Below are 691 nucleotides of genomic sequence, written 5' to 3' on the forward strand. Positions count from 1 at the left end.
TGTAATCCTTCAGCGGCTCAGCTCGGTCGGCGTGGCCGATCACCTCAATCAAGGCCTCGACATAGGCGTCGAACGCCGCTTCACTCTCCGCGGTCCAGTCGGTCATGGCGGCGCGCTTCCCTGATCTCGAAGCAGCACCCTAACAAGTCCGCGAGCAGCGCGAATCCCCCGCATCCGCGACTTTCTGACTCAGTAAGAATAGCTAGTACTACAGTTGCGGATTTACGCGAGATTTTCGGTGGGCGATTGCGGCCGCGAGGAGATGCTGCCTTCGCCTTTGTGACCAGTCGAGCGTGAAGGCTACGGACAGGATCCGGTGAGTCATGAGCCGGGCGATCAGGCGAAGGATTTCCGGCGTGGAGCAGGTTTGGGCAAGCCGGCGGATCATGCTGCTCTGGCCGGATACGCCGGACTCGTTTCGTTCTGTTTCCCGAAGGCGCTCCGCCGCTGCTGGGCGCTGATCCGGGCAAGGAAAGCAGCTGCCGCCATGACGAGACTCATGTGTCGGTGCCAGCCATGCCAGGACCGAGCCTCGCAATGATTGCGGATTCCGATTGAAGCGGGCGGGGTATTCCGAAGCGAAGCCGGCAGGGCATTCCGATTTGAAGCCGGCATGTGATTCCGAGATGAAGCCGGCACCCTGAAGGGGGTGTTGGAGGCCTGGGTCAGCCACTCTGGCAGACGTTTTCCG

At 61.4% G+C, this 691-nt stretch carries 1 pseudogene; it reads right to left on the minus strand.

Annotated elements, in window-relative coordinates:
- Positions 1-384: 384 nt before the first annotated feature.
- Positions 385-540, minus strand: a pseudogene (locus tag AC1D34_RS38150) (IS701 family transposase); the annotation flags it as partial.
- Positions 541-691: the final 151 nt, after the last annotated feature.

The sequence above is a fragment of the Allobosea sp. P1_A7 genome (assembly GCF_056406775.1).